Source organism: Bacillus sp. ES1-5 (genome assembly GCF_022487605.1).
Lineage (GTDB): Bacteria > Bacillota > Bacilli > Bacillales > Bacillaceae_G > Bacillus_A > Bacillus_A wiedmannii.
In genome coordinates this window covers 1,696,940-1,720,643 of record NZ_JAKVPU010000001.1, presented here as the reverse complement: position 1 = coordinate 1,720,643, position 23,704 = coordinate 1,696,940, and the positions used below count along the sequence as shown (strand labels likewise).

The following is a 23,704-nucleotide window of genomic DNA, read 5'->3' as shown; positions in this document are numbered from 1 at the left end:
ATTGAAAATTTTCTTATTTTTTGTACAATATAAAATGTAGGAAAATAAAGGAAAAGGCAGATGAGAGAGATGAAAAAGCTAGTAAAGGTAGCGACATCGTTAACTTTAATGGGAGGAATATTTGTAGGTGCAAATGGTGTGTCAGCAAATACAGATGTTATCGAAAAATCTGGTCCTAATATTATGATAGAGTTTGATGATGTAACAACAGGTCATTGGGCATATGATGAAATTACGAATTTAGTATATCATCGCATTATGTATGGGTATGGAAATGGTAAGTTTGGGGTAGAAGATCATATAACACGTGAGCAAGCGGCGGCAGTATTACATCGCGCACTTCATGTAAAAGGAAGTGTAATTAATGAGAATCCATATGGAGATATTAGTGTGAAATCAACCATGTTCCCTTACGAAATTTTACACTTAACACAGCTTGGTATTTTTAAAGGAGACGAAAATGGGAATTTCCGTCCGAAAGCAACACTGACTCGTGCAGAGTTATCACAAATTTTAACGAAAGCATACGAGTTGAAAACAAAGAGTCCACATACATTTACAGATATACCAGAAAACCATTGGGCAAGAGATGCAATTAGCGCATTACAGTCTAATAAAGTTGCGGTAGGAACGGGAGATGGAAAGTTCGAGCCTGAAATGCTCGTTACACGCGGGCAATTTGCGAAGTTTTTACAACGATCAATTGATAATTCTCCAGGGAAAATGGAATAGATAAAGAGAAAGCTCATAATTTGTAGAGGAGATATCCTCCGCTCATTATGGGCTTTTATTAATAGATAGGTTATTATTTTCGTATGTTGTAGTCCAGTTGATATTCTTTGTCGAAACGTCGATATATAAGGAGTAACAAAATATATTTGCGTTTTTTGTCTAGAAAATGAACTTTTAAAATGTGAAGGATTTCTTTTTTAGAAAGTAGAATATTTAATGTATAGAAACACCTTTAAATGACGATAGGAAAGGGAAATGATTTGCGTACAATTCGGTATAAAAATTGAAACTGAGAGCGAATTGGCTCTCCTTTAGTAGTGATTTTCACAATAATAGATTTTTTAAATGTAATATATTGCATAATGGGTGCGAAGGCAACATATGTAATATTGGAAAGGATTTCAGTCTATTATTTTCCGTTTTTTCAAATGGAGATAAAGGGGAGAGGGCAATGAAGAAGAACATGTTACGTATAATGGCAACGGTAACTATTATGGGCGGCTTGTTTATAAGTACAAATGTTCCAAACGTAAAAGCAGAAGAATATCCAGAAATGATTGTGTTTGATGATGTTCCAGTAAATTACTGGGCATATGACGATATAATGGACGTAGTATACAATAAAGTAATGTTAGGCTATGGAAATGGTAAGTTTGGTGTAGGAGATAATGTAACACGAGAACAAGTAGCAGCAGTACTTTATCGTACATTGAATTTGAAAAAAGAAGGACCTTTAAAGAATCCATATAAAGATATTTCTGAGAGGGCAACAATGTTTTTAGATGAAATTTTAGTATTAACAAAGCATGGTATTTTTAACGGCGATGAAAAAGGAAACTTTAGACCAGCCGCACCAGTAACACGTGCAGAAATGGCGCAAATTCTTACAAAGGCATTTACATTTGAAGTGAAGAAGAATCATACATTTAAAGATGTACCAAGTAATCATTGGGCAAAAAATGCGATTAGTGCACTGCAGTCTAATCATGTCATAGTAGGAACAGGAAATGGGAAATTTGAACCGAATACAGTTGTAACACGTGAGCAATATGCAACGTTTTTAAATAGAGCTGTTTTTTATTTTCCTGTAAAAGATGAAGATTATGAATGAAAGTTAAAATATAAGGACATTTAAACTATATCAATATAATATAAAACAAGAAAAAAGCGCGGAAATCCCACGCTTTTTCTTGTTTTATATTATTTATAAGTATATCGATTTTCTGTTCATAATTTATTTGTTGGAATTTAGTGGATAAGAAGAGATTGAATAAAGTGACTTTTTCTTGTTTAAATATGCTATTTAGTAACTTTATTATTAATAGAGTGTAAATAAAAGTATATGAAATATAGTTCATAAATTAGACAAAAATCACATGGGAATTGTATTGTTACGCTTTCGTTAATTCTTTATATTAGAAAAAAATATGTTTTTAGGGAGAGAATACTTTGAAGAAAAAAATTCTAAAAGTAGCAACAGCTTTAACAATTATGAGTGGAGTAGCATTTAGTGCTGAGGGGACTACAGCAAAAGCTGAATTAGCTGCAAAGCCACAACAAGCAAGCCAGGCAATCTTTAAAGATGTACCAGCAGGACATTGGTCTTATGAAGCAATTCAAACTTTAGCAGAACATGAAATTATGCTTGGCTACGGAAATGGTATGTTTGGTTTTGGACATAACGTAAATCGTGAACAAGTAGCCGCTTTAATTTATCGCGCACTAGATCTTGATGAAGAATTTGGTGAAGATGAGGTATTAGAAAGCCCATATAATGATATTGTTGATGATAACTCAACGATGTTTCCTTTTGAAGTTTTAGCAGTAACAGAATTAGGTATCTTTACAGGTGACGAGAATGGAAACTTCAGACCAAAAGCTACGTTAACACGTGCAGAAATGGCGCAAGTTCTTACAAGAGCATTTGGATTACAAGTACAAGGAACAGCAAAATTTAAAGATGTACCAAAGGGACATTGGGCAGAAAATGCGATTAATGCAGTAGGTTCAAATGGTATTTCAGTAGGAGATGGAAAGGGTAACTTCGCTCCGAACATGAAAGTAACACGTGAACAATATGCGCAGTTCTTATTTAATTCAATGTTTAAATAAATAATAAAAAAGGAGTCGGTGTTGTATAACACTGGCTTCTTTTTTTATGTGTAATACCGTTGGGGGAATACAGTTTTGTAAAAAAACGATTAAATTTTCAAAAAAAACTTCCTTTTCTGAAGATTTGTTATATAATATAAAACATAAAATCAAATCTGTTATAAAACAGTTTAAGAAGGGGATGCTAATATGTCGACGCAAACTTCACGGGTTACATTGCCCGGAGAAATGTTACCAGCGTACAACGAAATATTGACACCTGAGGCGCTTAGTTTTTTAAAGGAACTACATGAAAATTTTAATAAGCGCCGCATAGAACTTTTACAAAAGCGTGCGGAGAAACAAAAGAGAATTGATGCAGGAAAGTTTCCGAAGTTTTTAGAAGAAACAAAGCGCATACGTGAAGCGGATTGGACAATTGCTCAATTGCCAAAAGATTTAGAGGATCGTCGCGTAGAGATTACTGGACCAGTGGATAGAAAGATGGTTATTAACGCTTTAAATTCAGGAGCGCATCTTTTTATGGCAGATTTCGAAGATTCGAATTCACCAACTTGGGAAAATGCGATTGAAGGTCAAATAAATTTACGAGATGCAGTGCAGGGAACGATTTCACATAAAAATGAAAACGGAAAAGAATATCGTTTAAATAGTAAAACAGCAGTATTAATTGTGCGTCCAAGAGGATGGCATTTAGAAGAAAAACATATGCAAGTTGATGGGAAGAATATGTCTGGTAGCTTAGTTGATTTCGGACTTTATTTTTTCCATAATGCGAAAGCTCTTTTAGCAAAAGGAAGCGGTCCATACTTTTACTTACCGAAAATGGAAAGCCATTTAGAAGCAAGGTTATGGAATGATGTTTTCGTATTTGCTCAAAAATATATCGGTATTCCAAACGGAACGATTAAAGCGACGGTGTTACTGGAAACAATTCACGCTTCGTTTGAAATGGATGAAATTTTGTATGAGCTTAAAGATCATTCTGCTGGGTTAAATTGCGGAAGATGGGATTATATTTTCAGCTTTCTAAAGAGTTTCCGTAAACATAATAAATTTTTACTTCCAGATAGAGCGCAAGTCACGATGACGGCGCCGTTTATGCGCGCGTATTCTTTGAAAGTTATTCAAACGTGTCACCGCCGTAATGCACCAGCTATTGGAGGAATGGCAGCGCAAATTCCGATTAAAAACAATCCAGAAGCGAATGAAGCAGCTTTTGAAAAAGTGCGTGCAGATAAGGAGCGCGAAGCTTTAGACGGTCACGATGGGACTTGGGTTGCCCACCCGGGACTTGTACCAGTCGCGATGGAAGTATTTAATCACATTATGAAAACACCAAATCAAATTTTTAGAAAACGTGAAGAAATACATGTTACAGAGAAGGATTTATTAGAAGTGCCAGTGGGAACGATTACAGAAGAGGGGCTTCGCCTAAATATTAGCGTAGGCATTCAATATATTGCATCTTGGTTAAGCGGACGGGGAGCAGCACCAATTTATAACTTAATGGAAGATGCGGCAACAGCGGAAATTTCTAGGGCACAAGTATGGCAATGGATTCGTCATGAAGGTGGAAAGCTACATGACGGCCGTAATATTACGCTTGAATTGATGGAAGAGCTAAAAGAAGAAGAATTAGCAAAAATAGAAAGAGAGATTGGTAAGGAAGCCTTTAAGAAAGGGAGATTCCAAGAGGCGACAACGTTGTTTACAAATCTCGTTCGAAATGATGAATTCGTACCATTTTTAACATTACCGGGTTATGAAATTTTATAAAGTGAAAAGGGGATGGAACAAATGAAAAACGAAAGAATCGAGAAATTACAAGAGAGCTGGGAACTAGATACGCGCTGGAAAGGGATTACACGTCCATATTCGGCAGAAGATGTAATTCGCTTGCGTGGGTCAATTGATATTGAACATACACTAGCGCGCCGAGGTGCTGAAAAGCTTTGGTCGTCGCTTCATACGGAAGATTACATTAATGCACTTGGCGCATTAACAGGAAACCAAGCGATGCAACAAGTGAAAGCGGGGCTAAAAGCAATTTATTTAAGTGGATGGCAAGTCGCGGCGGATGCGAACCTTTCTGGACATATGTATCCAGACCAAAGTTTATATCCAGCGAATAGCGTACCTGCTGTAGTGAAACGAATTAATCAAACACTTCAACGTGCGGATCAAATTCAGCATATGGAAGGAAGCGATGATACAGATTATTTCGTACCGATTGTAGCAGATGCAGAAGCAGGATTTGGCGGACAATTAAACGTATTTGAACTGATGAAAGGTATGATTGAAGCAGGTGCATCAGGTGTGCACTTTGAAGATCAATTGTCTTCAGAGAAAAAATGCGGCCATTTAGGCGGAAAAGTATTATTACCAACGCAAACAGCGGTGCGTAATTTAATTTCGGCACGCCTTGCAGCAGACGTAATGGGAGTGCCGACAATTATTGTTGCAAGAACAGATGCGGATGCAGCAGATTTAATTACGAGCGATATCGATCCAGTTGATAAAGCGTTTATTACAGGTGAAAGAACACCGGAAGGATTTTACCGTACGAAAGCAGGACTTGATCAAGCAATTGCACGTGGTTTAGCATACGCTCCTTATGCAGATCTCGTTTGGTGTGAAACATCTGAACCAAATTTAGAAGATGCAAAACGATTTGCGGACGCAATTCATAAAGAACATCCAGGGAAATTGCTTGCATACAACTGTTCACCTTCATTTAACTGGAAACAAAAACTAGATGAGAAAACAATTGCGAGCTTCCAAAAAGAAATCGCATCTTACGGTTATAAGTTCCAGTTCGTAACACTTGCTGGATTCCACTCGTTAAACTACGGCATGTTTGAATTAGCACGCGGCTATAAAGAGCGCGGCATGGCAGCGTACTCTGAACTACAACAAGCAGAATTCGCAGCAGAAAAACACGGCTACTCTGCAACTCGTCATCAACGCGAAGTAGGAACAGGCTACTTTGATGAAGTAGCGCAAGTTATTACAGGGGGTACTTCATCAACGACAGCGCTAAAAGGATCTACAGAAGAAGCACAGTTTACGAAATAAAAGGAAGGGGCACCTTTTTAAATGGTGCCCCTTGTTATGTTCTGAACGATGCGAGAGTAAATGAAAATATATCGACTTACCGACAAAAAAAGACAATATGATTAAATCCACTCTGCTTTATGGTTACGAATAAACTCCATATCTTTTTCATAATGCTCTAAATGTCCTTCATCAATCATTCTTTGGAAATTCAAGTCGCCTTCTTGTGCTTTTCTTTTCATATATGTACATAACGCTTCTAATCGTAGTAACACCATTCCTAAGTAATCTTCGTCCATACTTTTACCGTAGGACTGCACAAACAATTTCACTCTTTCTTTCATACGGCTAGCATGTTGTGCCGATTCATAATGAACTGCTTCACCCGATTCTGTATAATACACTCTACTTAAAGGTATACAAGTATAAAGCGTATAAGCGATATCCCAAATTCTTGGACCAGGAGCAGCAACATCAAAATCAATAATGCCTACTGGTTTTTCATCATTAAAAATAATATTGTATATGGCAAAATCATTGTGGCATAAAACCTCAATGTCAGTCGGAGTACGATCCATCGGTTGCCATTCATCTGATAAGGGAAAGTCACTTACCGCATCATGATAAAGGCGGAGCATCTTTGCTATCTCTTTTAAAACAGCATTAGATCGCATATATTCTTTTAACGGATAATTTCCAGCGTCTCCTTCTATAAAAGATAAAATCTCTCTATCTTTTTCATCTATACCTAAAAACTTTGGAGCATGATGAAACCCTTTGTTTTCTAAGTGCTGTAATAATGTATGAATTTTTGCACTATCTGGCTTTAATTTTCGCCGAACAGTATTTTCAGAACGATACACATTTGATACATTTCCCCCTGTAAGCTTTTCTTCGTTGGCGTAGTTTGACATATAATCCCCCTCCAATATAACGACTGTACGATTATATTGTAACACTTCAGAATAAAGGATGTAATCGCATTCAAATGATGTGTGTTCATTTTAAAGTGAAATCCGCACATGTTGAAATCAAATATTTACGAATGTACAATCAATTTAATTTGTCAGTTATTTTCAAAAAAGATTGTACATTTTATTTTAATGTGCTATGATAGTCCCAGTTGAATAGTTAAATTAAGCAATCCATATGTTATCAAGTGCTGAAAACGAACGAGAAAAAGTATGTGAGAACTAGTTTATGTTTCGTATTTGATAATGTGTGGATTCTTTTTTTAGACAGGAAGACTAAAATAAATTGTGTTTTCTTTAGGAGGAAATAATTATGGCAGTAACAGGACAAGTAAAATGGTTTAACAACGAAAAAGGCTTCGGTTTCATCGAAGTTCCAGGCGAAAACGATGTATTCGTACATTTCTCTGCAATCGAAACTGAAGGTTTCAAATCTTTAGAAGAAGGTCAAAAAGTTAGCTTCGAAATCGAAGAAGGTAACCGTGGACCTCAAGCTAAAAACGTAATCAAACTATAATTTTATAGTTTATTATGGAAAAAAGGGATGGCTGCTGCCATCCCTTTTTTTGTTATTGTAATATAGGAGCACAATGAAGTAATACTTGGTGTTCGTAGAGGTAACGAAGACTTGCACAATACGATTGAAGAGATAAAAGCATATGCGAAAACGTATAAACATGATAAAGTGACGTTAATTGTTTTGAAGAAATCTCGTTCTCTCGTTTTAAATGAAGAGCGATATATAGTTCTATTACAAATTGAAAGAGAAATAGAGAATCTTGGAAGAAAATATGAAGAAGAAAAAATAGTCGTTTTTTTGAGGACGAAGAAGAGTAAAAGGCTTTCCAAAATGGAAGGCCTTTTACTCTTCTTTTCCAATCTTTTTCTTTTCGCGTTTCTTACATTCAGAGCATTTCGATTTACGAAAAGGCTTTGCAAAGAATAGTAGAATGAAAAATAAGCCGAATATAATGCTGGATGAGTTTTTCACGATCACAATGCTGCTATTTTTCATTTGAATCGTTGGTTGCATTTCTTTTTCTTCCATAGTGGACCTCCATATATTGGATTTTCCCTTTAATTATAGCAAAGTTAATTGTCGTAATGATGCGAAATGGGGAAGTAGTTGTAAATATTTATCGGTAGTATAAATACATTTTGTATAGCTTTTTATTATAAAATTAATATATTGTTATTTAATAATTTGAAAGATATTTGACAAATGATAAAGTATTGTAAAAAAGCGGAATCTGTAAGCCATTTCCTTTTCATAGATGCTAAAATTATATATGCAGCTGCTAATATAAATGGAAAAAAGGAGACAGTAGAATATGGAAAGTAAAGTAGAACGCTATGTCGAAAACTATGTGGTAAATAAAAATACAATGGCCTTACTTCCTGTTATTCTAAGTGAGAAGAAAATTGTTACACGAGTTGTTGAGATGGAAGATTCTTTTTTCGTATTTCAAAGGCCCCTAGATATTATAGAAAGAAGTTGCCGCAAGCATGGCTCTAGTTTCTTAGGTAGAAAAGAAGGAACGAAAGAGTTAACTCATATTACACATAAAGCACCGATTGCAATTAGTCCGGCAGATCAACTTTATTTTTTCCCTACTTATTCTTACTCTAGAAAAGAATGCGCTTGGTTGTCTCAGTTTTATATTGAAAGTAATAAAGAGTTAAAAGATGGAAATGTTATTGTTAGATTTATAAATGACTTTGCTGTGAAATTAGAAATATCAAAAAGTAGTTTTGAAAATCAACAAAATCGTACAGCGAAATTGCGTACTGAATATGAAGATCGTAGAAAAAAACAAGGAAATCCTTCCTTCAAATTAATTGATAAAAATGAGGAATCTAGATTAAAACCAGCATATGAGAAAGTGTATTTTGTTAAGGAAGGCGAAATGTGAGAGGATGGGGGAACCCCCATCTTTTTTATTTGTCAGCTTTTGTCGGTAAGTCGATATATTCGGAAAATCGCTGATAAAAATCGAGTTGTGGTTGATATATTTGAAAAATCGCTGATAAAATGCGAATTACAATCGATATATTAAGAAAATCGCCGACATAATTTCAGTTACCGAGGAATTTGCCACTAAAACAAAAGGATCATTTCCAAAATCGCAAAACGTCTTGTCGAATATTGATAGATTATCATAGCGTAATAATGAAGGAATTCTAATGAAAGATATGGAAACTTAATAATTACATCTCCATATGTCGTATCTACCATTTCCTCTTTCATATAAGCGATGATACAGTAGAGGTAGTACTTAGAGTAAAGGGGTAAAGTGTAGAATGGATTTTCAGACAATCAAAGAGTATTTTTCACCAGAAAATATGGATCATATTGTTGAAAGCTATAAAGCGTTCGGACCACTTCTTGGTATTGGTTTACCGATGATAGAAGCGTTGATTCCGGCATTGCCACTCATCGTATTTGTACTGGCGAATGCTGTTGCATTTGGATTTTGGCTCGGTTTTCTTTATTCTTGGCTTGGATCAGTAATGGGCGCCTTACTTGTCTTTTTCATTATTCGCCATTTTGGCCGAAGTCGTTTCTTTTCTTTTGTAAATAAGCATGAGAGAGTACGAAAGGCAATGGGGTGGATTGAAAGGAAAGGGTTTGCGCCAATTTTCGTTATATTTTGTTTTCCGTTTACACCGTCTGCGCTTATAAATGTTGTTGCTGGTTTATCTCGCATTAGTGTAAAGCAGTTTGGACTTGCGCTCGCGTTCGGAAAGCTTGTGATGATTTTTATTTTAACGTATATCGGTCATGATTTAATGTCATTTATTCATAATCCGGTGAAATCAGTCATTGTAGCAATTGGTATTTTTATTTTATGGTATGTCGGCAAGAAAATCGAAGTAAAGTTAGAACTACATTAAGAATAGTCTTCTTTATAAATGCAGGCTTCATTATTAAAGGGTAAGGGGAGAAGCGGATGAAGAAAACTTTGAAAAAAGAAGGCATAGAGTGGATACGAACAATTTTAATTGGTGTACTATTAGCTGTATTTTTTCGAACGTTTTTCTTTTCAACGTACGTTGTAGAGGGGAAGTCAATGATGCCGACATTGCAAGATGGCAATATGCTTGTTGTAAATAAGGTGAGTTATCAAGTAGGGGACTTGAATAGGTTTGATGTTGTTGTGTTTCATGCGAATAAAAAAGAGGACTATGTAAAACGAATTATCGGTTTACCGGGGGATCATATTGAATATAAGCATGATAAGCTATATATAAATGGACAATTCGTGGATGAACCTTATTTAGAGACGTATAAGAAAGAGATAAATGGACGACAACTAACAGGTGATTTTAGATTAGAAGAATTGACGAAAGAAAAGCTTGTGCCACCTGGCTATATTTTTGTAATAGGTGATAACCGCCTTGGAAGCTGGGATAGTAGACACTTCGGATTTGTAAAAGCTGATACAGTTGTCGGTAAAGTTGATTTACGATATTGGCCAATTCAAGAGGTGCAAACGAATTTTTCAAAAGGTTGATACAATAGGTAGAAGTATAGAAAAAGACAAACAACTCAGTTTGTCTTTTTTCGTGTACTATAATACAATTATAGTAGCAAACTAACGTTCGTTATGTAAGTGAAAGGTGGGGTTACATGTCACTTCGATTTGTGATTGGTAGAGCGGGAAGTGGAAAAAGTACACTTTGTTTACACGAAGTGCAAAAAGAGTTACAGCAGCGTCCAAGAGGGAAAACAATATTATATCTTGTGCCAGAACAGATGACATTCCAAACGCAGCAGGCGTTAATCGGGAGTGAGGATGTAAGAGGTTCTATTCGGGCACAAGTTTTTAGTTTTTCACGATTAGCGTGGAAGGTGTTGCAAGAAGTTGGTGGAGCGAGTCGTCTTCACATTGATGAAGCCGGTGTACATATGTTACTTCGTAAAATTGTAGAATCTCGTAAAGAGGGATTATCGGTGTTCCAAAAAGCAGCGGAGCAAAATGGCTTCTTTGAACATCTAGGTAGTATGATTGCGGAGTTTAAACGTTACAATGTGACGCCGTCTAATGTATATGAAATGTGGCAACAATTAGATGCGCATAGTAGTAGTGCAGAGCAAAAGCTATTAGCGAATAAAGTGTATGATTTACAGTTATTATATGATGATTTTGAACGTGCTTTAATCGGCAAATATTTAGATTCAGAAGACTACCTGCAATTGCTAGTGGAAAAGCTTCCGCAGTCTGAATATGTAAATGGTGCTGAAATTTATATAGATGGATTTCATTCATTTTCTCCGCAAGAGCTTGAAATTTTAAGGCAGCTTATGATTTGCGGAGCGAGGGTTACGATTACGTTAACGATAGATGAAAGAACGTTAGCACAGCCAGTAAATGAACTAGATTTATTTTTTGAAACAACGTTAACATATGAAAAAATAAAACAAGTAGCGCGCGAAGAGAAAATAGAAATTGAAAAAACAATTCCACTTATGGAACAGCCTCGTTTTCATTCTCCAGCATTAGCTCATTTAGAAGCTCATTATGAAGCACGTCCGAATGAGAAATTTAGCGGTGAAGCGAGTGTAACGATTAGTACAGCCGCGAATTTACGAGCGGAAGTAGAAGGTGTTGCTCGTGAAATTCGTAAACTTGTCGCAGATGAACAGTATCGTTACCGCGACATTGCAGTCCTTCTTCGTAACGGAGAAAGTTATTACGATGTGATGCGAACGCTATTTACAGATTATAACATCCCACATTTCATCGATGAAAAACGCCCGATGTCACATCATCCGCTAGTAGAATGCATTCGTTCTGCACTCGAGATTATTAGCGGAAATTGGCGTTATGATGCAGTGTTCCGCTGCGTGAAAACAGAGCTTTTATATCCACTAGACGTAAGAAAAGAAACGATGCGCGAAGAGATGGATGAGTTTGAAAATTACTGTTTAGCGTACGGTGTACAAGGGAAGAGATGGACTTCTGAGGATCCGTGGATGTATCGCCGCTATCGTTCTCTTGACGATACGGACGAGATGATTACAGACAGTGAACGTGAAATGGAAGAGAGAATAAATCGACTGCGCGACGTTGTAAGAACGCCTGTTATTCGTATGCAAAAAAGACTGAAGCGAGCGGGAACAGTTATGCAAATGTGCGAAGCTGTTTATTTATTTTTAGAAGAGCTAGACGTTCCAAAAAAACTAGAAGCATTACGTATTCGTGCAGAAGAGAGCGGAGATTTCTTATTTGCGACAGATCATGAGCAAGTATGGGAAGAAGTAATGAGTCTTCTTGATACGTTCGTTGAGATGCTTGGCGAAGAGAAAATGTCACTTTCTATGTTCACAGATGTTATGTCGACAGGTCTTGAGGCACTTCAATTCGCAAACATTCCGCCGTCATTAGACCAAGTGTTAATTGCTAATATTGATCGTTCAAGATTATCAAATGTGAAAGCAACATTTGTCATTGGCGTGAATGAAGGAGTTATTCCGGCAGCACCGATGGATGAAGGGATGCTCTCTGATGAGGAAAGAGATGTTCTTAGCGTTGCAGGTATCGAATTAGCACCAACGACGAGACAAACCTTATTAGAAGAACAGTTCGTTATGTACCAAATGGTAACGAGAGCAACTGAGAAATTATATATTTCATGCCCGCTTGCAGATGAGGAAGGGAAGACGTTACTTGCGTCTAGCTTTATTAAGAAAATAAAAAGAATGTTCCCTGATGTGAAAGATACATTTATTACAAATGACGTAAATGATTTATCACGTTCGGAACAAATTTCATACGTAGCAACGCCAGAAGTAACGTTGTCATATGTTATGCAGCAACTTCAAACGTGGAAGCGATATGGATTTGAAGGGAATTTAGATTTTTGGTGGGATGTATATAACTTCTACGTAACTTCAGATGAATGGAAACAAAAAAGTAGCCGCGTATTATCAAGTTTATTCTACCGAAATCGTGCGCAAAAGCTAAGTACAGTTGTAAGTAGAGATTTATATGGAGATAAAATAAAAGGAAGCGTATCTCGTATGGAACTATTTAACCGTTGCGCATATGCTCATTTCGCGCAGCACGGTTTATCCTTAAGAGAGCGTGATATTTTCAAATTGGATGCACCAGATATCGGGGAACTATTCCATGCAGCGCTGAAGAGAATTGCGGACAGGCTATTACGTGAAAACCGTACTTGGGCGGATTTATCAATAAAAGAGTGTGAGCATCTTTCGGCTGTAGTAATAGAAGAAATTGCACCGTTATTACAAAGACAAATTTTATTAAGTTCAAATCGTCATTTCTATTTAAAACAAAAACTACAACAAATCATTTTCCGTACATCAATCATTCTTCGTGAACATGCGAAGTCAAGCGGTTTCGTACCAGTTGATTTAGAAGTGCCATTCGGTATGGGTGGTACAGGATCGCTTCCGCCGATGGAATTCTCATTACCAAATGGTGTAAAGATGGAAGTAGTTGGTCGTATTGACCGTGTTGATAAGGCGGAAGATGAAAACGGAACGTTCCTACGTATTATTGATTATAAATCAAGCTCAAAAGCGTTAGATTTAACGGAAGTGTATTACGGATTAGCACTTCAAATGTTAACGTATTTAGATGTTGTTACTTCAAATGCACATACGTGGATGAAGAAAGGCGGCACGGCATCACCGGCTGGTGTACTGTACTTCCATATTCATAACCCGATCGTTGAGATGAAAGGTGACGCATCTGAAGCAGAAATTGAGAAAGAAATTTTAAAGAAATTTAAAATGAAAGGACTCGTACTAGGAGACGCTGATGTTGTTCGTTTAATGGATAACAAACTTTCAACAGGAAGTTCTGATATTATTTCTGCTGGTTTGAAAAAAGACGGTAGCTTTAGTGCACGTTCGAGCATTGCAAGTGAACAAGAGTTTAACGTGCTTCAAAAATACGTACACCATACGTTTGAAAATATCGGAAAAGACATTACAGAAGGCGTTATTGATATTGCTCCTTATAAAAAGGGGAATAAAGCGGCGTGTACGTTCTGTAACTTCAAATCTGTTTGTCAGTTCGATGAATCACTGGAAGATAACCAGTTCCGTACGCTAAAAGATATGAAAGATAGCGAAGCGATGGAGAAAATTAGAGAGGAGGTTGGCGGAGAATGATTGAAAATTGGCCTAAAAAACCAGAAGGTAGTCAGTGGACGGATGACCAGTGGAAAGCGGTTGTAGCGAACGGACGTGATATTTTAGTCGCGGCAGCAGCTGGATCAGGGAAAACAGCAGTATTAGTTGAACGTATTATTAAAAAGATTATAAATGAAGAAAACCCAGTCGATGTCGACCGCCTGCTCGTTGTAACATTTACGAATGCAGCGGCGCAAGAGATGAAAAACAGAATTGGGGAAGCGTTAGAAAAAGTATTAATTGATGAGCCAGGATCGCAGCACGTAAGAAAGCAGCTTAGCTTATTAAATAAAGCTTCTATTTCGACGATCCATTCCTTTTGTTTACAAGTAATTAGAGGATACTACTACATGCTTGATGTTGACCCTCGTTTCCGCATTGCGAATCAAACAGAAAACGAATTATTAAAAGAAGAAGTGTTAGATGACATATTAGAAGAAGAGTATGGAATCGAAGATAATAGTATTTTCTTTGAACTTGTTGACCGTTATACGAGTGACCGTAGTGATGATGACTTACAGCGTATGATTTTAGCGCTTCATACAGAATCAAGAGCGCATCCAAATCCGGAAAAATGGCTCGATAAATTAGTAGAAGCATACGACGTGGAAGGAAAGACAATTGAAGATTTAGTGTATGCTTCTTACTTATTAGAAGATGTGAAATTCCAGCTTGAAACAGCAGAGGCACATATTCGTAAAGCGACTGAACTCGCAATGCTTCCTGACGGTCCGGCGCCCCGCATTGAAACCCTGCAAGCAGATGCAGTTTTACTTGGAACGTTGTCATCGGCTGCTTGTGAGTCGTGGACAAGTGTATATGAAGCGATGCAAAATGTATCGTGGCAAACGTTAAAGCGTATTAAGAAAAGTGATTACAACGAGGATGTTGTAAAACAAGTAGACTCTCTTCGTAATAAAGCGAAAGATGAAGTGAAGAAATTACAAGAAGAGTTATTTAGCCGCAGACCTGAAAGTTTCTTACGAGATTTTCAAGATATGCATCCTGTATTAGAAAAACTCGTACAGCTTGTAAAAGTATTTACAGAGCGTTTCCAAGCGATGAAACGAGATAAAGGAATGGTCGATTTCACAGATTTAGAACATTTCTGTTTACAAATTTTAAGTGAACAAAGTGAAAGTGGTGAAATGAAGCCATCAGCAGTAGCGCTTCAATATCGTAATAAATTTGCTGAAGTACTAGTCGATGAATATCAAGATACGAACTTTGTACAGGAATCCATTATTAAATTCGTAACGAAAGATTCTGAGAGTGAAGGGAACTTGTTCATGGTTGGCGACGTAAAACAGTCGATTTATCGTTTCCGACTAGCAGAACCAGGCCTGTTCCTAGGAAAGTATAAACGCTTCACACAAGAAGGATTAGACGGCGGAATGAAGATCGATTTAGCGAAAAACTTCCGTAGTCGTCATGAAGTGTTAGCAGGTACGAACTTTATTTTCAAACAAATTATGGGTGAAGAAGTCGGAGAAATCGACTACGATGCAGACGCTGAATTGAAGCTAGGTGCTAGCTATCCAGAAGGTGAAGATGTAGCGGCTGAACTACTATGCATTCAGCAAACAGAAGAAGAAGCGCAAGACGGAGAAGAAGGTGCAGAAGTAGAAAAAGCTCAACTTGAAGCTCGTCTTATGGCGCAGCGCATTAAAGCGATGGTCGATTCAGGTTATGAAGTGTATGACCGGAAAACGGATAGTATGCGCCCTGTGCAATACCGTGACTTCGTTATTTTACTTCGCTCTATGCCGTGGGCGCCGCAAATTATGGAAGAGTTAAAGCTGCAAGGAATTCCAGTATACGCTGATCTTGCGACTGGTTACTTTGAAGCGACAGAAGTAAATATCATGATGAACGTATTCCGCGTGATCGATAATCCGATGCAAGATATTCCGCTTGCCGCCGTACTTCGTTCACCAATCGTTGGACTAAATGATGAAGAACTTGCGACGCTTCGTGCTCATGGAAAGAAAGGTTCGTTTTATGAAGTAATGAGTTCATTCTTAAAAGGGGCACCGCTTGAAGAAGAACAAGAATTACATGATAAATTACAGTGGTTTTATAACTTACTGCAAGGATGGCGTGAATTCGCGCGTCAACAGTCACTTTCTGATTTAATTTGGAAAGTGTACGGTGAGACAGGTTATTACGACTTTGTCGGCGGTTTACCAGCCGGAAAGCAAAGGCAAGCAAACTTACGCGTACTATATGACCGCGCAAGGCAATATGAAGCAACATCGTTTAGAGGATTATTCCGCTTCTTACGCTTTATTGAGCGTATTTTAGAACGCGGTGATGATATGGGTACGGCGAGAGCTTTAGGTGAACAAGAAGATGTCGTTCGTATTATGACGATTCATAAAAGTAAGGGATTAGAGTTCCCAGTCGTGTTTGTTGCGGGACTTGGTCGCCGTTTTAATACACAAGATTTAATGAAACGTTTCTTACTGCATAAAGACTTCGGTTTCGGTTCACAATTTATCGATCCTCGTAAACGAATTAAATATACGACATTATCGCAACTAGCGATTAAGCGTAAAATGAAAATGGAATTAATCGCGGAAGAAATGCGCGTGTTATACGTAGCGTTAACGCGTGCGAAAGAGAAGTTAATTTTAATTGGAACGGTTAAAGATGCCAATAAAGAAATGGAAAAATGGCTCGATGCAAGGGAGCATAGTGATTGGTTATTACCAGACCATATACGTGCCGGAGCGTCTTGTTATTTAGACTGGATTGCACCTTCATTATATAGACATCGTGATAGTGAAATGCTTCTTGAATTAGGACAAGGAAGCATTCCGGGTGAAATTTATGAATATGACACGAGCTGGAAAGTAGAAGTTGTTGACGGCAAAACGTTACTTGCACCGGAACCGGTTCAAGAAGAGAAACAAGAATTGTTAGAAGCACTTCGTGAGAAAAAGGCTGTTCCGCTACAAAGTGAACGAAAAGAAGAAGTGTATGAAAGATTAATGTGGAAGTACGGATATGAGGAAGCAACATCTCACCGTGCGAAACAGTCTGTTACAGAAATAAAGAGAAATTATCAATCTGAAGAAGGTAGCGATAACGCCTTTATTAAAAAACTGCGTGCGCCAATTAAAACGCGTCCTCGTTTTATGGAGAAAAAAGGATTAACGTATGCTGAAAGAGGTACGGCAGTTCACGCTGTTATGCAGCATGTTGATTTGAAGAAGCCGATTACAGAAGAAGTGATTCGGGAGCAAATTGCTGGAATGGTAAATAAGGAATTATTAACATTCGAACAAGCTGAAGAAATAGCAATTGAAAAAGTGATTTCATTCTTTGACAGTGACCTAGGTAAAAGGGTATTAGCGGCGAAAAGTGTTGAGCGTGAAGTACCATTTACGATGATGCTTGCGGCAGAAGAGGCGTATCAAGATTGGCAAGGTAAGAGTGACGAAACAATTCTTGTCCAAGGGGTTATCGACTGCATGATTGAAGAGGAAGATGGTATCACTTTAATCGACTTCAAAACGGATACGATTGAAGGGAAGTTCCCAGGCGGATTCGATCAAGCGAAACCAATTTTAGAAGATCGATATAAAGTACAGCTTTCGTTATATGCAAAGGCGCTTGAAAAAAGCTTGCAACATCCTGTGAAAGAGAAATGCTTATACTTCTTTGATGGCAATCATGTTGTCAAAGTTGAGGAATAGAGGGACTTGAAAATGGCAATGGAAAAAACGTTAAGAACTTGTGAACAGGGACATGAGTATTATAAAAGTAGCGATTGTCCAACTTGCCCAGATTGTGAGAAAGAAAAGAAACCTAAAACAGGATTTCTTTCACTTCTGTCATCACCAGCACGAAATGCGTTACAACATCATGGAATTCACACTGTAGAAGAACTCTCAAAGTGTAGTGAAAAAGAAATTTTAAAACTACATGGTATGGGACCAGCATCTTTGCCGAAGCTTAGAAAGGCTTTGGAGGAGAACGGATTATCATTTAAATAAAATGAAACAGTAAACAGTGGAGTTTTTTGATAATCTTGAATGAGATAAAAGAAAAAAAGTAGGAGAATATCTCCTACTTTTTTTACGCTGTTCCGATCTGATCTTGATCGGCCACATCAGAATCAAACGTGTTTGTTGCACTAACGCCGCTAAAAGTGTTTACGACAAATCCAACATTGGAAGCTCCGGATCCATTATAAGCTTTCGTATTCTCTTTCGGAGACACGTTATAAAAATCCCCTAAATTGAACGAACCATTACTGTTTTGAACGACGAGATTTCCAACAACAGAAGGCATACTATCCACCTACTTTACTAAGCTTTTTAATTACTATATGAATTATTGTGCGGAAGGTTCATCCGTAATATATTGGCGGATTTGCATAATACGAGAGTTATTAAAAACATAATCAACATTTCCAATTTGAAAGCAACCAGAATTTAAAAGTGTTCGCAATTCAACATTGTTTACTTCAATAAAAGGGCATTCATTTACAATGTTTAATTTTACATTTGTCGTTCGTTTTGGGATTGTGATGTGTTCATCTGTAAAGATTTCAAATGCGTCTAAGCGGCCTTCGTCTTTTATATAACAAGGAATTTCCCTATGGACGGCAAGAGCTCTACTTTTTAATTCCATTTGATTGGCATCTCCAACTTGAAATACGGCAGTAATCCCTAAAGAAATAATAGAAACATTTTGGACAACAGACACATGATGTAACATAGTTTCTCAGTCTCCTTAACCTGGAGTAGGGGGGACATCTGTGACTAGTGGTACAAATGGACCCTCTGTAACAGTTTCAAATGGTGTATCAAGAATAGAAGATAGTATGAGGAAATTTGCATCCCCAATTAAAAAGAGTGCGGATGATGATACACCGTTCATTTTAATCTGTCCGACTTTTAACTCGCGATTTACAACGTTAACATTCATACATACTTACTCCTTTCGGAAATTGCCCGGTATGTGTTGAATAAAAGATAGAAAGGCTTTGTCGATATCATGCTTCATTGCTTGGAGAATGATATCGCGTAAAAAATCTGGATTTGTTGAAGAATCTTCGTATGATTGTGCTTGTGATAAATAATAAGGAAGTCTATGCTCCATCTGTTTTTTTATGTCATCAACCATCATTTGTCGATACATTTCATCGAGCGGAGTTCTCTCTTCTTGTTCAAAATGGAGAATTCGATTATATGCTTCTTCATCTAAGTAACGATGCATTTCTTGAAGGATACCTTGGTAAAAATCTGGGTTTGTATCTGTTTCAGGATTTACTTTTAACGTTTCTGTATCCACTTGAAAATCTTCAATTTGCTGTCCTTTTGCTGAAAACGGATTTAAACCAATATTTAAAGTGCCATTTAAATTTTCTACTTTTAATTGATCGAATTTGTATTCCACTTTTCCTACAGAAGAGGAGGGGCGATTTTTTAATTCGGTAAGCTCTTCTTGTAATAGGCGCACTTGATCTTCTAGATGAAGGATGGTTGCTTGTTGTGCTTGAAGAGCTTGTTGAAGTTGGTGTAAGTAAGTATATATATCTTGATTCATTTTGTGAAACCTCCTTTTCAGTAGGGAGGGTAAAAATATTCCTGCTATATATTTATGACAAGGATGTCTTAAGAAGAACTAGTTGATGGTTTGATAGAAATAATTTGTCCTTTCGCCTGCAATGGGCGAAGGGGTTCTGTAAATCCACCACTATTTGAGAATTTAGATAGAGCTTTAATACTTCCTGCAGTACCAATTTGGAATACAGAAGAGGTTGTAATGCTATCAATTTTAATGCTATTAATGATGATGCTTTGGTTTACATAAAGATTCAATGCAATCGCCTCCTCTAAGTTGAACCAATTATCGCTTGATCAATTACATCTGAATCATTGACAGTCGTTGCGCTTTGATAATTGTAGACAGAAACGTTATCTCCAACATTAAAAGAGCCGGCCCCGGCGAAAGCGCGTGAATAACTAATAGGCCTAATCGCAAATACATCTCCAATATGAAAAATACCACTTGATCCAATATTGACGATACGAATATGTCCGACCATAGCTGGCATACAAAACACCTTTCGTTTTTAAAATTTTCTTTTCTATTATTGTATGGGCGTTTTCAATAAAATGTGTTTTTTTTAAAAAAAAGAAACACACACGTTATTGCGTGTGTGTATTGAGTGTTTGATTAGGGTGAAAATCCGTATGTACATGCCAAATTACATTTAAGAGCCTGTCCAGTTCTTGGCTACAATCCACTGTTTTTTGAGAAGTCATTCCGTAGCGTTCAGCAAAATAAATCATTTTTTCACGTTTTTTTTCAATCGCTTGCTCAAACATTGAAATCGGCTCCATCTCTAAATGAAATTTTTAGTATATATGTAGTACATATTATACAAAAATCCCATAAAAAAGAAATACCTTCGCTAAAAAAAGTAAAATTTCTACATTTTATGCCAAATATAAAGGAGTAACGAATAGGATATGAGAAGAATATTGTAAAAATTAGCGTGCATGAGAAGGTTTTTTTCTTACGGATGCGAATACAATTAAATGGTATGAGTTTTAGGATGGAGAGTGGAAATATTGCGTTTGGTAACGGCAAAAAAAGATGAAAAGGTATTTGTAGGTATTGTGGATGAAGAAGAAAAAAAGGTATTGCACTTAAGAGAAGCGCAAAGGCAAAAGGGGGAAAAGGTTACAATCCCCATTACAATGCTAGAGTATATTGAAAGAGGGACCACATGCTTTGAGAAAGTATGTGAAATTGTAAATTGGGCAAAAGAGCATGGGGAAACCGCGTATTATCCGTTAACTGAGGTGAAAATATTAGCACCAATTCCAAGGCCAAGGAAGAATATTCTTTGCGTTGGAAAGAACTATCGTGAGCATGCGATAGAAATGGGTGGAGTAGAGTCCATTCCAGAAAATATAATGATCTTTACGAAAGCGCCAACGACAGTTATTGGAATGAATGAAAAAATTAATAGTCATCCCCACGCAACGAATGAACTAGACTATGAAGGAGAACTAGCTATCATCATTGGTAAGCGAGGGAAACAAATAAAAAAAGAAAAAGCGCTTGAGCATGTTTTTGGTTACACCATTATAAATGATATAACTGCTCGCGACATTCAACGGAAGCATAAACAATTTTTTCTTGGAAAAAGTTTTGATACATTTTGTCCGATGGGACCGTATTTAATTCATAAATCAATGGTTAGTTCGCCAAATGCGTTACACATTGAAACGGTAGTAAATGGGGAAGTAAGGCAAACTTCAAATACAAATAAAATGATTTTTTCAATAGAAGAAATCATTTCAACGATAAGTAAAGGAATGACGTTAGAGCCAGGCGATATTATCGCAACAGGAACGCCGGCTGGTGTCGGAAAAGGTTTCACACCACCGAAGTTTTTGCATGCGGGTGATGAAGTGGTCATTACAGTAGAAGGAATTGGTACTTTGCGAAATGTAGTGAAATGAAAAAAGAGCTATCTTGTGAAAAGATAGCTCTTTTCTATGGTTTTGGATGATAGAGGTAATCGATAACCGAAAAAGTGTAAAGACCAACGAATGCAAGTGTACAAATACCAAATAGTATAACCGTAAGTGCGCTTTTTTCTTGTCCAAAGCCAATGATAGTAAGAGTAACAGCAGTCCAAAATGATGCTTTCAGTAGTGTGAATGTAGTAGAAGTGGAGTAGTGGCTAAGCAATGTTACGGAAATTAGGAAGCCAAAGAATGTAACTAAAATAAAAGATGTAGCTAAATAGTTAATATGTTTACCATACCGTAATAACATATCGCACCTGCTTTCTAAAATAAAATACAGAAAATTACAATTTTATTTTAGTATAAATCAATATAAAAAGAAAGAGGTTGTCCCAACATGTAGGACAACCTCTCTATTATTACGATAATACCGCTTTAATTTTTTGGAAGGCCCACTCTAAATCTTCTTCAGAGATTACTAGAGGTGGTGCGATACGAATTACATTTTCGTGTGTTTCTTTACATAATAGACCAGCTGCTTTTAGTTGTTCACAGTAAGGGCGAGCTGGCTCGTTTAATTCGATACCGATGAATAAGCCTTTACCGCGAACATCAGTAATCATTGGGTTATCAATTTCTTTTAATTGCCCAACTAACTTTTCACCTAATTGAAGAGAGCGCTCTGTTAATTTTTCTTCTTCTAACACTTCAAGAGCTGCGATAGAAACAGCACATGCAAGTGGATTACCACCGAATGTAGAACCGTGAGAACCTGGCTCGAATACGCCTAAAATGTCGCGGTTTGCTGCTACGCAAGAGATTGGGAATACGCCGCCGCCAAGTGCTTTACCAAGTATGTACATGTCAGGAGTTACATTGTCCCAGTCACAAGCAAATACTTTACCAGTACGGCCTAAACCTGTTTGGATTTCATCTGCTACAAATAAAACGTTTTCTTTTTTACATACTTCAAGAGCTTCTTTTAAGAAACCAGCTGGTGGAATGTTAATTCCTGCTTCACCTTGGATCGGCTCTAAAATGAATGCAGCTGTATTTGGTGTAATTGCAGCTTTTAACGCTTCTAAATCACCGTAAGGAATTACGATAATGCCAGGAAGCATTGGACCGAATCCACGCTTGTACTCTTCGTTTGAAGACATAGAAACAGCACCCATTGTACGGCCGTGGAAGTTATCTTCACAAACGATGATTTCAGCACGGTTTGCTTCTACTTTCTTCACATCATAAGCCCAGCGGCGAGCTGTTTTAATTGCAGTTTCAACAGCTTCTGCACCTGTATTCATTGGAAGTACCATTTCTTTATTAGTTAGTTTCGCAACTTTTTCGTACCAAGGACCTAATTGATCGCTATGGAAAGCACGAGAAGTTAACGTAACACGATTAGCTTGGTCAATTAAAGCGTTAATAATTTTTGGGTGACGATGACCTTGGTTCACTGCAGAATATGCACTTAATAAGTCCATATAGCGGTTTCCTTCAGGATCTTCTACCCAAACGCCTTCTGCTTTAGAAATAACGATTGGAAGTGGGTGGTAGTTATTTGCCCCGTATGTGTCTGTAAGTTCGATAATATCCTTAGTTTGAATCATGATTGTTCCCCCTTTTGTTATTACAAGAAGTTTGTAAATACTCTAAATATTATAGCATTTAAATGTAAAAAAGCGAAACATTTCCTGAAAATAAATGAACATGTTATCATATAGAGTGAAAAAGTGTGAAAAGAGGAGGTAGGGGATACGATGGTACATATGCATATTACAGCATGGGCGTTAGGTTTAATTTTATTCTTCGTTGCGTATTCACTTTATTCAGCAGGTAGAAAAGGTAAGGGTGTACATATGGGGCTTCGTCTTATGTACATTATCATTATTGTGACAGGTTTCATGTTGTACATGGGTATTATGAAGACTGCAACAAGTAACATGCACATGTGGTATGGTTTAAAAATGATAGCTGGTATTTTAGTTATCGGTGGAATGGAAATGGTTCTTGTAAAAATGAGCAAGAACAAAGCAACAGGGGCAGTTTGGGGACTATTTATTGTTGCACTAGTAGCAGTATTTTACCTTGGACTGAAATTACCGATTGGCTGGCAAGTATTCTAATAAAAAATAAAACCACCTTATAATCTCAAATGTTTGGGA

Annotated in this window: 25 protein-coding genes and 1 pseudogene; 15 read left to right on the top strand and 11 right to left on the bottom strand. The window is 37.1% G+C overall.

Annotation, left to right across the window (positions count from 1 at the left end; all coding sequences use genetic code 11):
• Window positions 1-60 precede the first annotated feature (60 nt).
• From MKO96_RS08870 to aceA, 5 genes are all read left to right on the top strand, one after another.
• Entirely contained in the window at window positions 61-732 is a 672-nt protein-coding gene (locus MKO96_RS08870) for an S-layer homology domain-containing protein (protein ID WP_240587266.1), read from the top strand.
• A gap of 451 nt (window positions 733-1,183) precedes the next feature.
• Window positions 1,184-1,843, top strand: coding sequence for an S-layer homology domain-containing protein (locus MKO96_RS08865; protein ID WP_087979757.1), 660 nt, complete (start codon window positions 1,184-1,186; stop codon window positions 1,841-1,843).
• A 338-nt stretch (window positions 1,844-2,181) separates the two neighbouring features.
• On the top strand, window positions 2,182-2,844 hold the full coding sequence (locus tag MKO96_RS08860) for an S-layer homology domain-containing protein (protein WP_240587265.1): 663 nt from the start codon (window positions 2,182-2,184) through the stop codon (window positions 2,842-2,844).
• A gap of 189 nt (window positions 2,845-3,033) precedes the next feature.
• Window positions 3,034-4,623, top strand: a complete 1,590-nt coding sequence (aceB, locus tag MKO96_RS08855; protein ID WP_240587264.1) for a malate synthase A — start codon at window positions 3,034-3,036, stop codon at window positions 4,621-4,623.
• A gap of 21 nt (window positions 4,624-4,644) precedes the next feature.
• Window positions 4,645-5,922, top strand: coding sequence for an isocitrate lyase (gene aceA / locus MKO96_RS08850; protein ID WP_000787360.1), 1,278 nt, complete (start codon window positions 4,645-4,647; stop codon window positions 5,920-5,922).
• Window positions 5,923-6,023: 101 nt separating this feature from the next.
• Here aceA and MKO96_RS08845 read toward each other — a convergent pair whose 3' ends face one another.
• Window positions 6,024-6,815: a phosphotransferase gene (locus MKO96_RS08845; protein ID WP_240587263.1), complete on the bottom strand. Its 792-nt coding sequence runs from the start codon at window positions 6,813-6,815 to the stop codon at window positions 6,024-6,026.
• A 370-nt stretch (window positions 6,816-7,185) separates the two neighbouring features.
• Between MKO96_RS08845 and cspA the strand changes: the two genes are divergently transcribed.
• On the top strand, window positions 7,186-7,389 hold the full coding sequence (gene cspA / locus MKO96_RS08840) for an RNA chaperone/antiterminator CspA (protein WP_000301522.1): 204 nt from the start codon (window positions 7,186-7,188) through the stop codon (window positions 7,387-7,389).
• An 81-nt stretch (window positions 7,390-7,470) separates the two neighbouring features.
• Window positions 7,471-7,709, top strand: a pseudogene (locus MKO96_RS08835) (hypothetical protein).
• A 25-nt stretch (window positions 7,710-7,734) separates the two neighbouring features.
• Here MKO96_RS08835 and MKO96_RS08830 read toward each other — a convergent pair.
• Window positions 7,735-7,920 (bottom strand): hypothetical protein, encoded by a 186-nt coding sequence (locus tag MKO96_RS08830; RefSeq protein WP_000391440.1) that lies wholly within the window; start codon window positions 7,918-7,920, stop codon window positions 7,735-7,737.
• Between the two features lie 283 nt (window positions 7,921-8,203).
• Between MKO96_RS08830 and MKO96_RS08825 the strand changes: the two genes are divergently transcribed.
• The 6 genes from MKO96_RS08825 to MKO96_RS08800 all read left to right on the top strand — a co-directional run bounded on the left by MKO96_RS08825 (window position 8,204) and on the right by MKO96_RS08800 (window position 18,041).
• Window positions 8,204-8,785: a competence protein ComK gene (locus tag MKO96_RS08825; protein WP_240587262.1), complete on the top strand. Its 582-nt coding sequence runs from the start codon at window positions 8,204-8,206 to the stop codon at window positions 8,783-8,785.
• 388 nt (window positions 8,786-9,173) lie between these two features.
• Window positions 9,174-9,767 carry a TVP38/TMEM64 family protein gene (locus tag MKO96_RS08820; protein ID WP_000347517.1) on the top strand — a complete coding sequence of 198 codons (594 nt, stop codon included), beginning with the start codon at window positions 9,174-9,176 and terminating at the stop codon, window positions 9,765-9,767.
• Between the two features lie 56 nt (window positions 9,768-9,823).
• Window positions 9,824-10,387 (top strand): signal peptidase I, encoded by a 564-nt coding sequence (gene lepB, locus MKO96_RS08815; RefSeq protein ID WP_240587261.1) that lies wholly within the window; start codon window positions 9,824-9,826, stop codon window positions 10,385-10,387.
• Window positions 10,388-10,503: 116 nt separating this feature from the next.
• Window positions 10,504-14,019 (top strand): helicase-exonuclease AddAB subunit AddB, encoded by a 3,516-nt coding sequence (gene addB, locus MKO96_RS08810; RefSeq protein ID WP_240587260.1) that lies wholly within the window; start codon window positions 10,504-10,506, stop codon window positions 14,017-14,019.
• The gene (gene addA, locus MKO96_RS08805) at window positions 14,016-17,741 is read left to right on the top strand and encodes a helicase-exonuclease AddAB subunit AddA (RefSeq protein WP_240587259.1); all 3,726 of its coding nucleotides are present in this window, start codon (window positions 14,016-14,018) and stop codon (window positions 17,739-17,741) included. The genes addB and addA overlap by 4 nt, the downstream gene beginning before the upstream one ends.
• A 12-nt stretch (window positions 17,742-17,753) precedes the next feature.
• The gene (locus tag MKO96_RS08800) at window positions 17,754-18,041 is read left to right on the top strand and encodes an RNA polymerase alpha subunit C-terminal domain-containing protein (RefSeq protein WP_240587258.1); all 288 of its coding nucleotides are present in this window, start codon (window positions 17,754-17,756) and stop codon (window positions 18,039-18,041) included.
• Window positions 18,042-18,123: 82 nt separating this feature from the next.
• On the opposite strand, the gene gerPF is transcribed toward MKO96_RS08800, so the two are convergent.
• The 7 genes from gerPF to MKO96_RS08765 all read right to left on the bottom strand — a co-directional run bounded on the left by gerPF (window position 18,124) and on the right by MKO96_RS08765 (window position 20,384).
• Window positions 18,124-18,339: a spore germination protein GerPF gene (gerPF, locus tag MKO96_RS08795; protein ID WP_001141570.1), complete on the bottom strand. Its 216-nt coding sequence runs from the start codon at window positions 18,337-18,339 to the stop codon at window positions 18,124-18,126.
• Window positions 18,340-18,381: 42 nt separating this feature from the next.
• Window positions 18,382-18,768: a spore germination protein GerPE gene (locus tag MKO96_RS08790; protein ID WP_098095406.1), complete on the bottom strand. Its 387-nt coding sequence runs from the start codon at window positions 18,766-18,768 to the stop codon at window positions 18,382-18,384.
• 15 nt (window positions 18,769-18,783) lie between these two features.
• Window positions 18,784-18,978, bottom strand: coding sequence for a spore germination protein GerPD (gene gerPD / locus MKO96_RS08785; RefSeq protein ID WP_001102341.1), 195 nt, complete (start codon window positions 18,976-18,978; stop codon window positions 18,784-18,786).
• 6 nt (window positions 18,979-18,984) lie between these two features.
• Window positions 18,985-19,599, bottom strand: coding sequence for a spore germination protein GerPC (gene gerPC, locus MKO96_RS08780; protein ID WP_240587257.1), 615 nt, complete (start codon window positions 19,597-19,599; stop codon window positions 18,985-18,987).
• A gap of 68 nt (window positions 19,600-19,667) precedes the next feature.
• The gene (gene gerPB / locus MKO96_RS08775) at window positions 19,668-19,874 is read right to left on the bottom strand and encodes a spore germination protein GerPB (protein WP_048559586.1); all 207 of its coding nucleotides are present in this window, start codon (window positions 19,872-19,874) and stop codon (window positions 19,668-19,670) included.
• Window positions 19,875-19,888: 14 nt separating this feature from the next.
• Complete coding sequence (gene gerPA / locus MKO96_RS08770; protein ID WP_001111187.1) at window positions 19,889-20,110, bottom strand: spore germination protein GerPA; 222 nt, start codon at window positions 20,108-20,110, stop codon at window positions 19,889-19,891.
• A gap of 94 nt (window positions 20,111-20,204) precedes the next feature.
• Window positions 20,205-20,384 carry an aspartyl-phosphate phosphatase Spo0E family protein gene (locus MKO96_RS08765; RefSeq protein ID WP_000462847.1) on the bottom strand — a complete coding sequence of 60 codons (180 nt, stop codon included), beginning with the start codon at window positions 20,382-20,384 and terminating at the stop codon, window positions 20,205-20,207.
• Window positions 20,385-20,630: 246 nt separating this feature from the next.
• Between MKO96_RS08765 and MKO96_RS08760 the strand changes: the two genes are divergently transcribed.
• Window positions 20,631-21,530: a fumarylacetoacetate hydrolase family protein gene (locus MKO96_RS08760; protein ID WP_176373325.1), complete on the top strand. Its 900-nt coding sequence runs from the start codon at window positions 20,631-20,633 to the stop codon at window positions 21,528-21,530.
• 34 nt (window positions 21,531-21,564) lie between these two features.
• Here the strand turns inward: MKO96_RS08760 and MKO96_RS08755 are convergent, their stop codons facing one another.
• Window positions 21,565-21,849, bottom strand: a complete 285-nt coding sequence (locus MKO96_RS08755; RefSeq protein ID WP_240587256.1) for a hypothetical protein — start codon at window positions 21,847-21,849, stop codon at window positions 21,565-21,567.
• Between the two features lie 109 nt (window positions 21,850-21,958).
• Window positions 21,959-23,149 (bottom strand): ornithine aminotransferase, encoded by a 1,191-nt coding sequence (gene rocD / locus MKO96_RS08750; RefSeq protein ID WP_016088919.1) that lies wholly within the window; start codon window positions 23,147-23,149, stop codon window positions 21,959-21,961.
• A gap of 150 nt (window positions 23,150-23,299) precedes the next feature.
• Between rocD and MKO96_RS08745 the strand changes: the two genes are divergently transcribed.
• A complete protein-coding gene (locus MKO96_RS08745; RefSeq protein WP_000233490.1) occupies window positions 23,300-23,665 on the top strand; it encodes a YisL family protein in 366 nt (121 codons plus the stop codon).
• The last annotated feature ends 39 nt before the right edge of the window (window positions 23,666-23,704 follow it).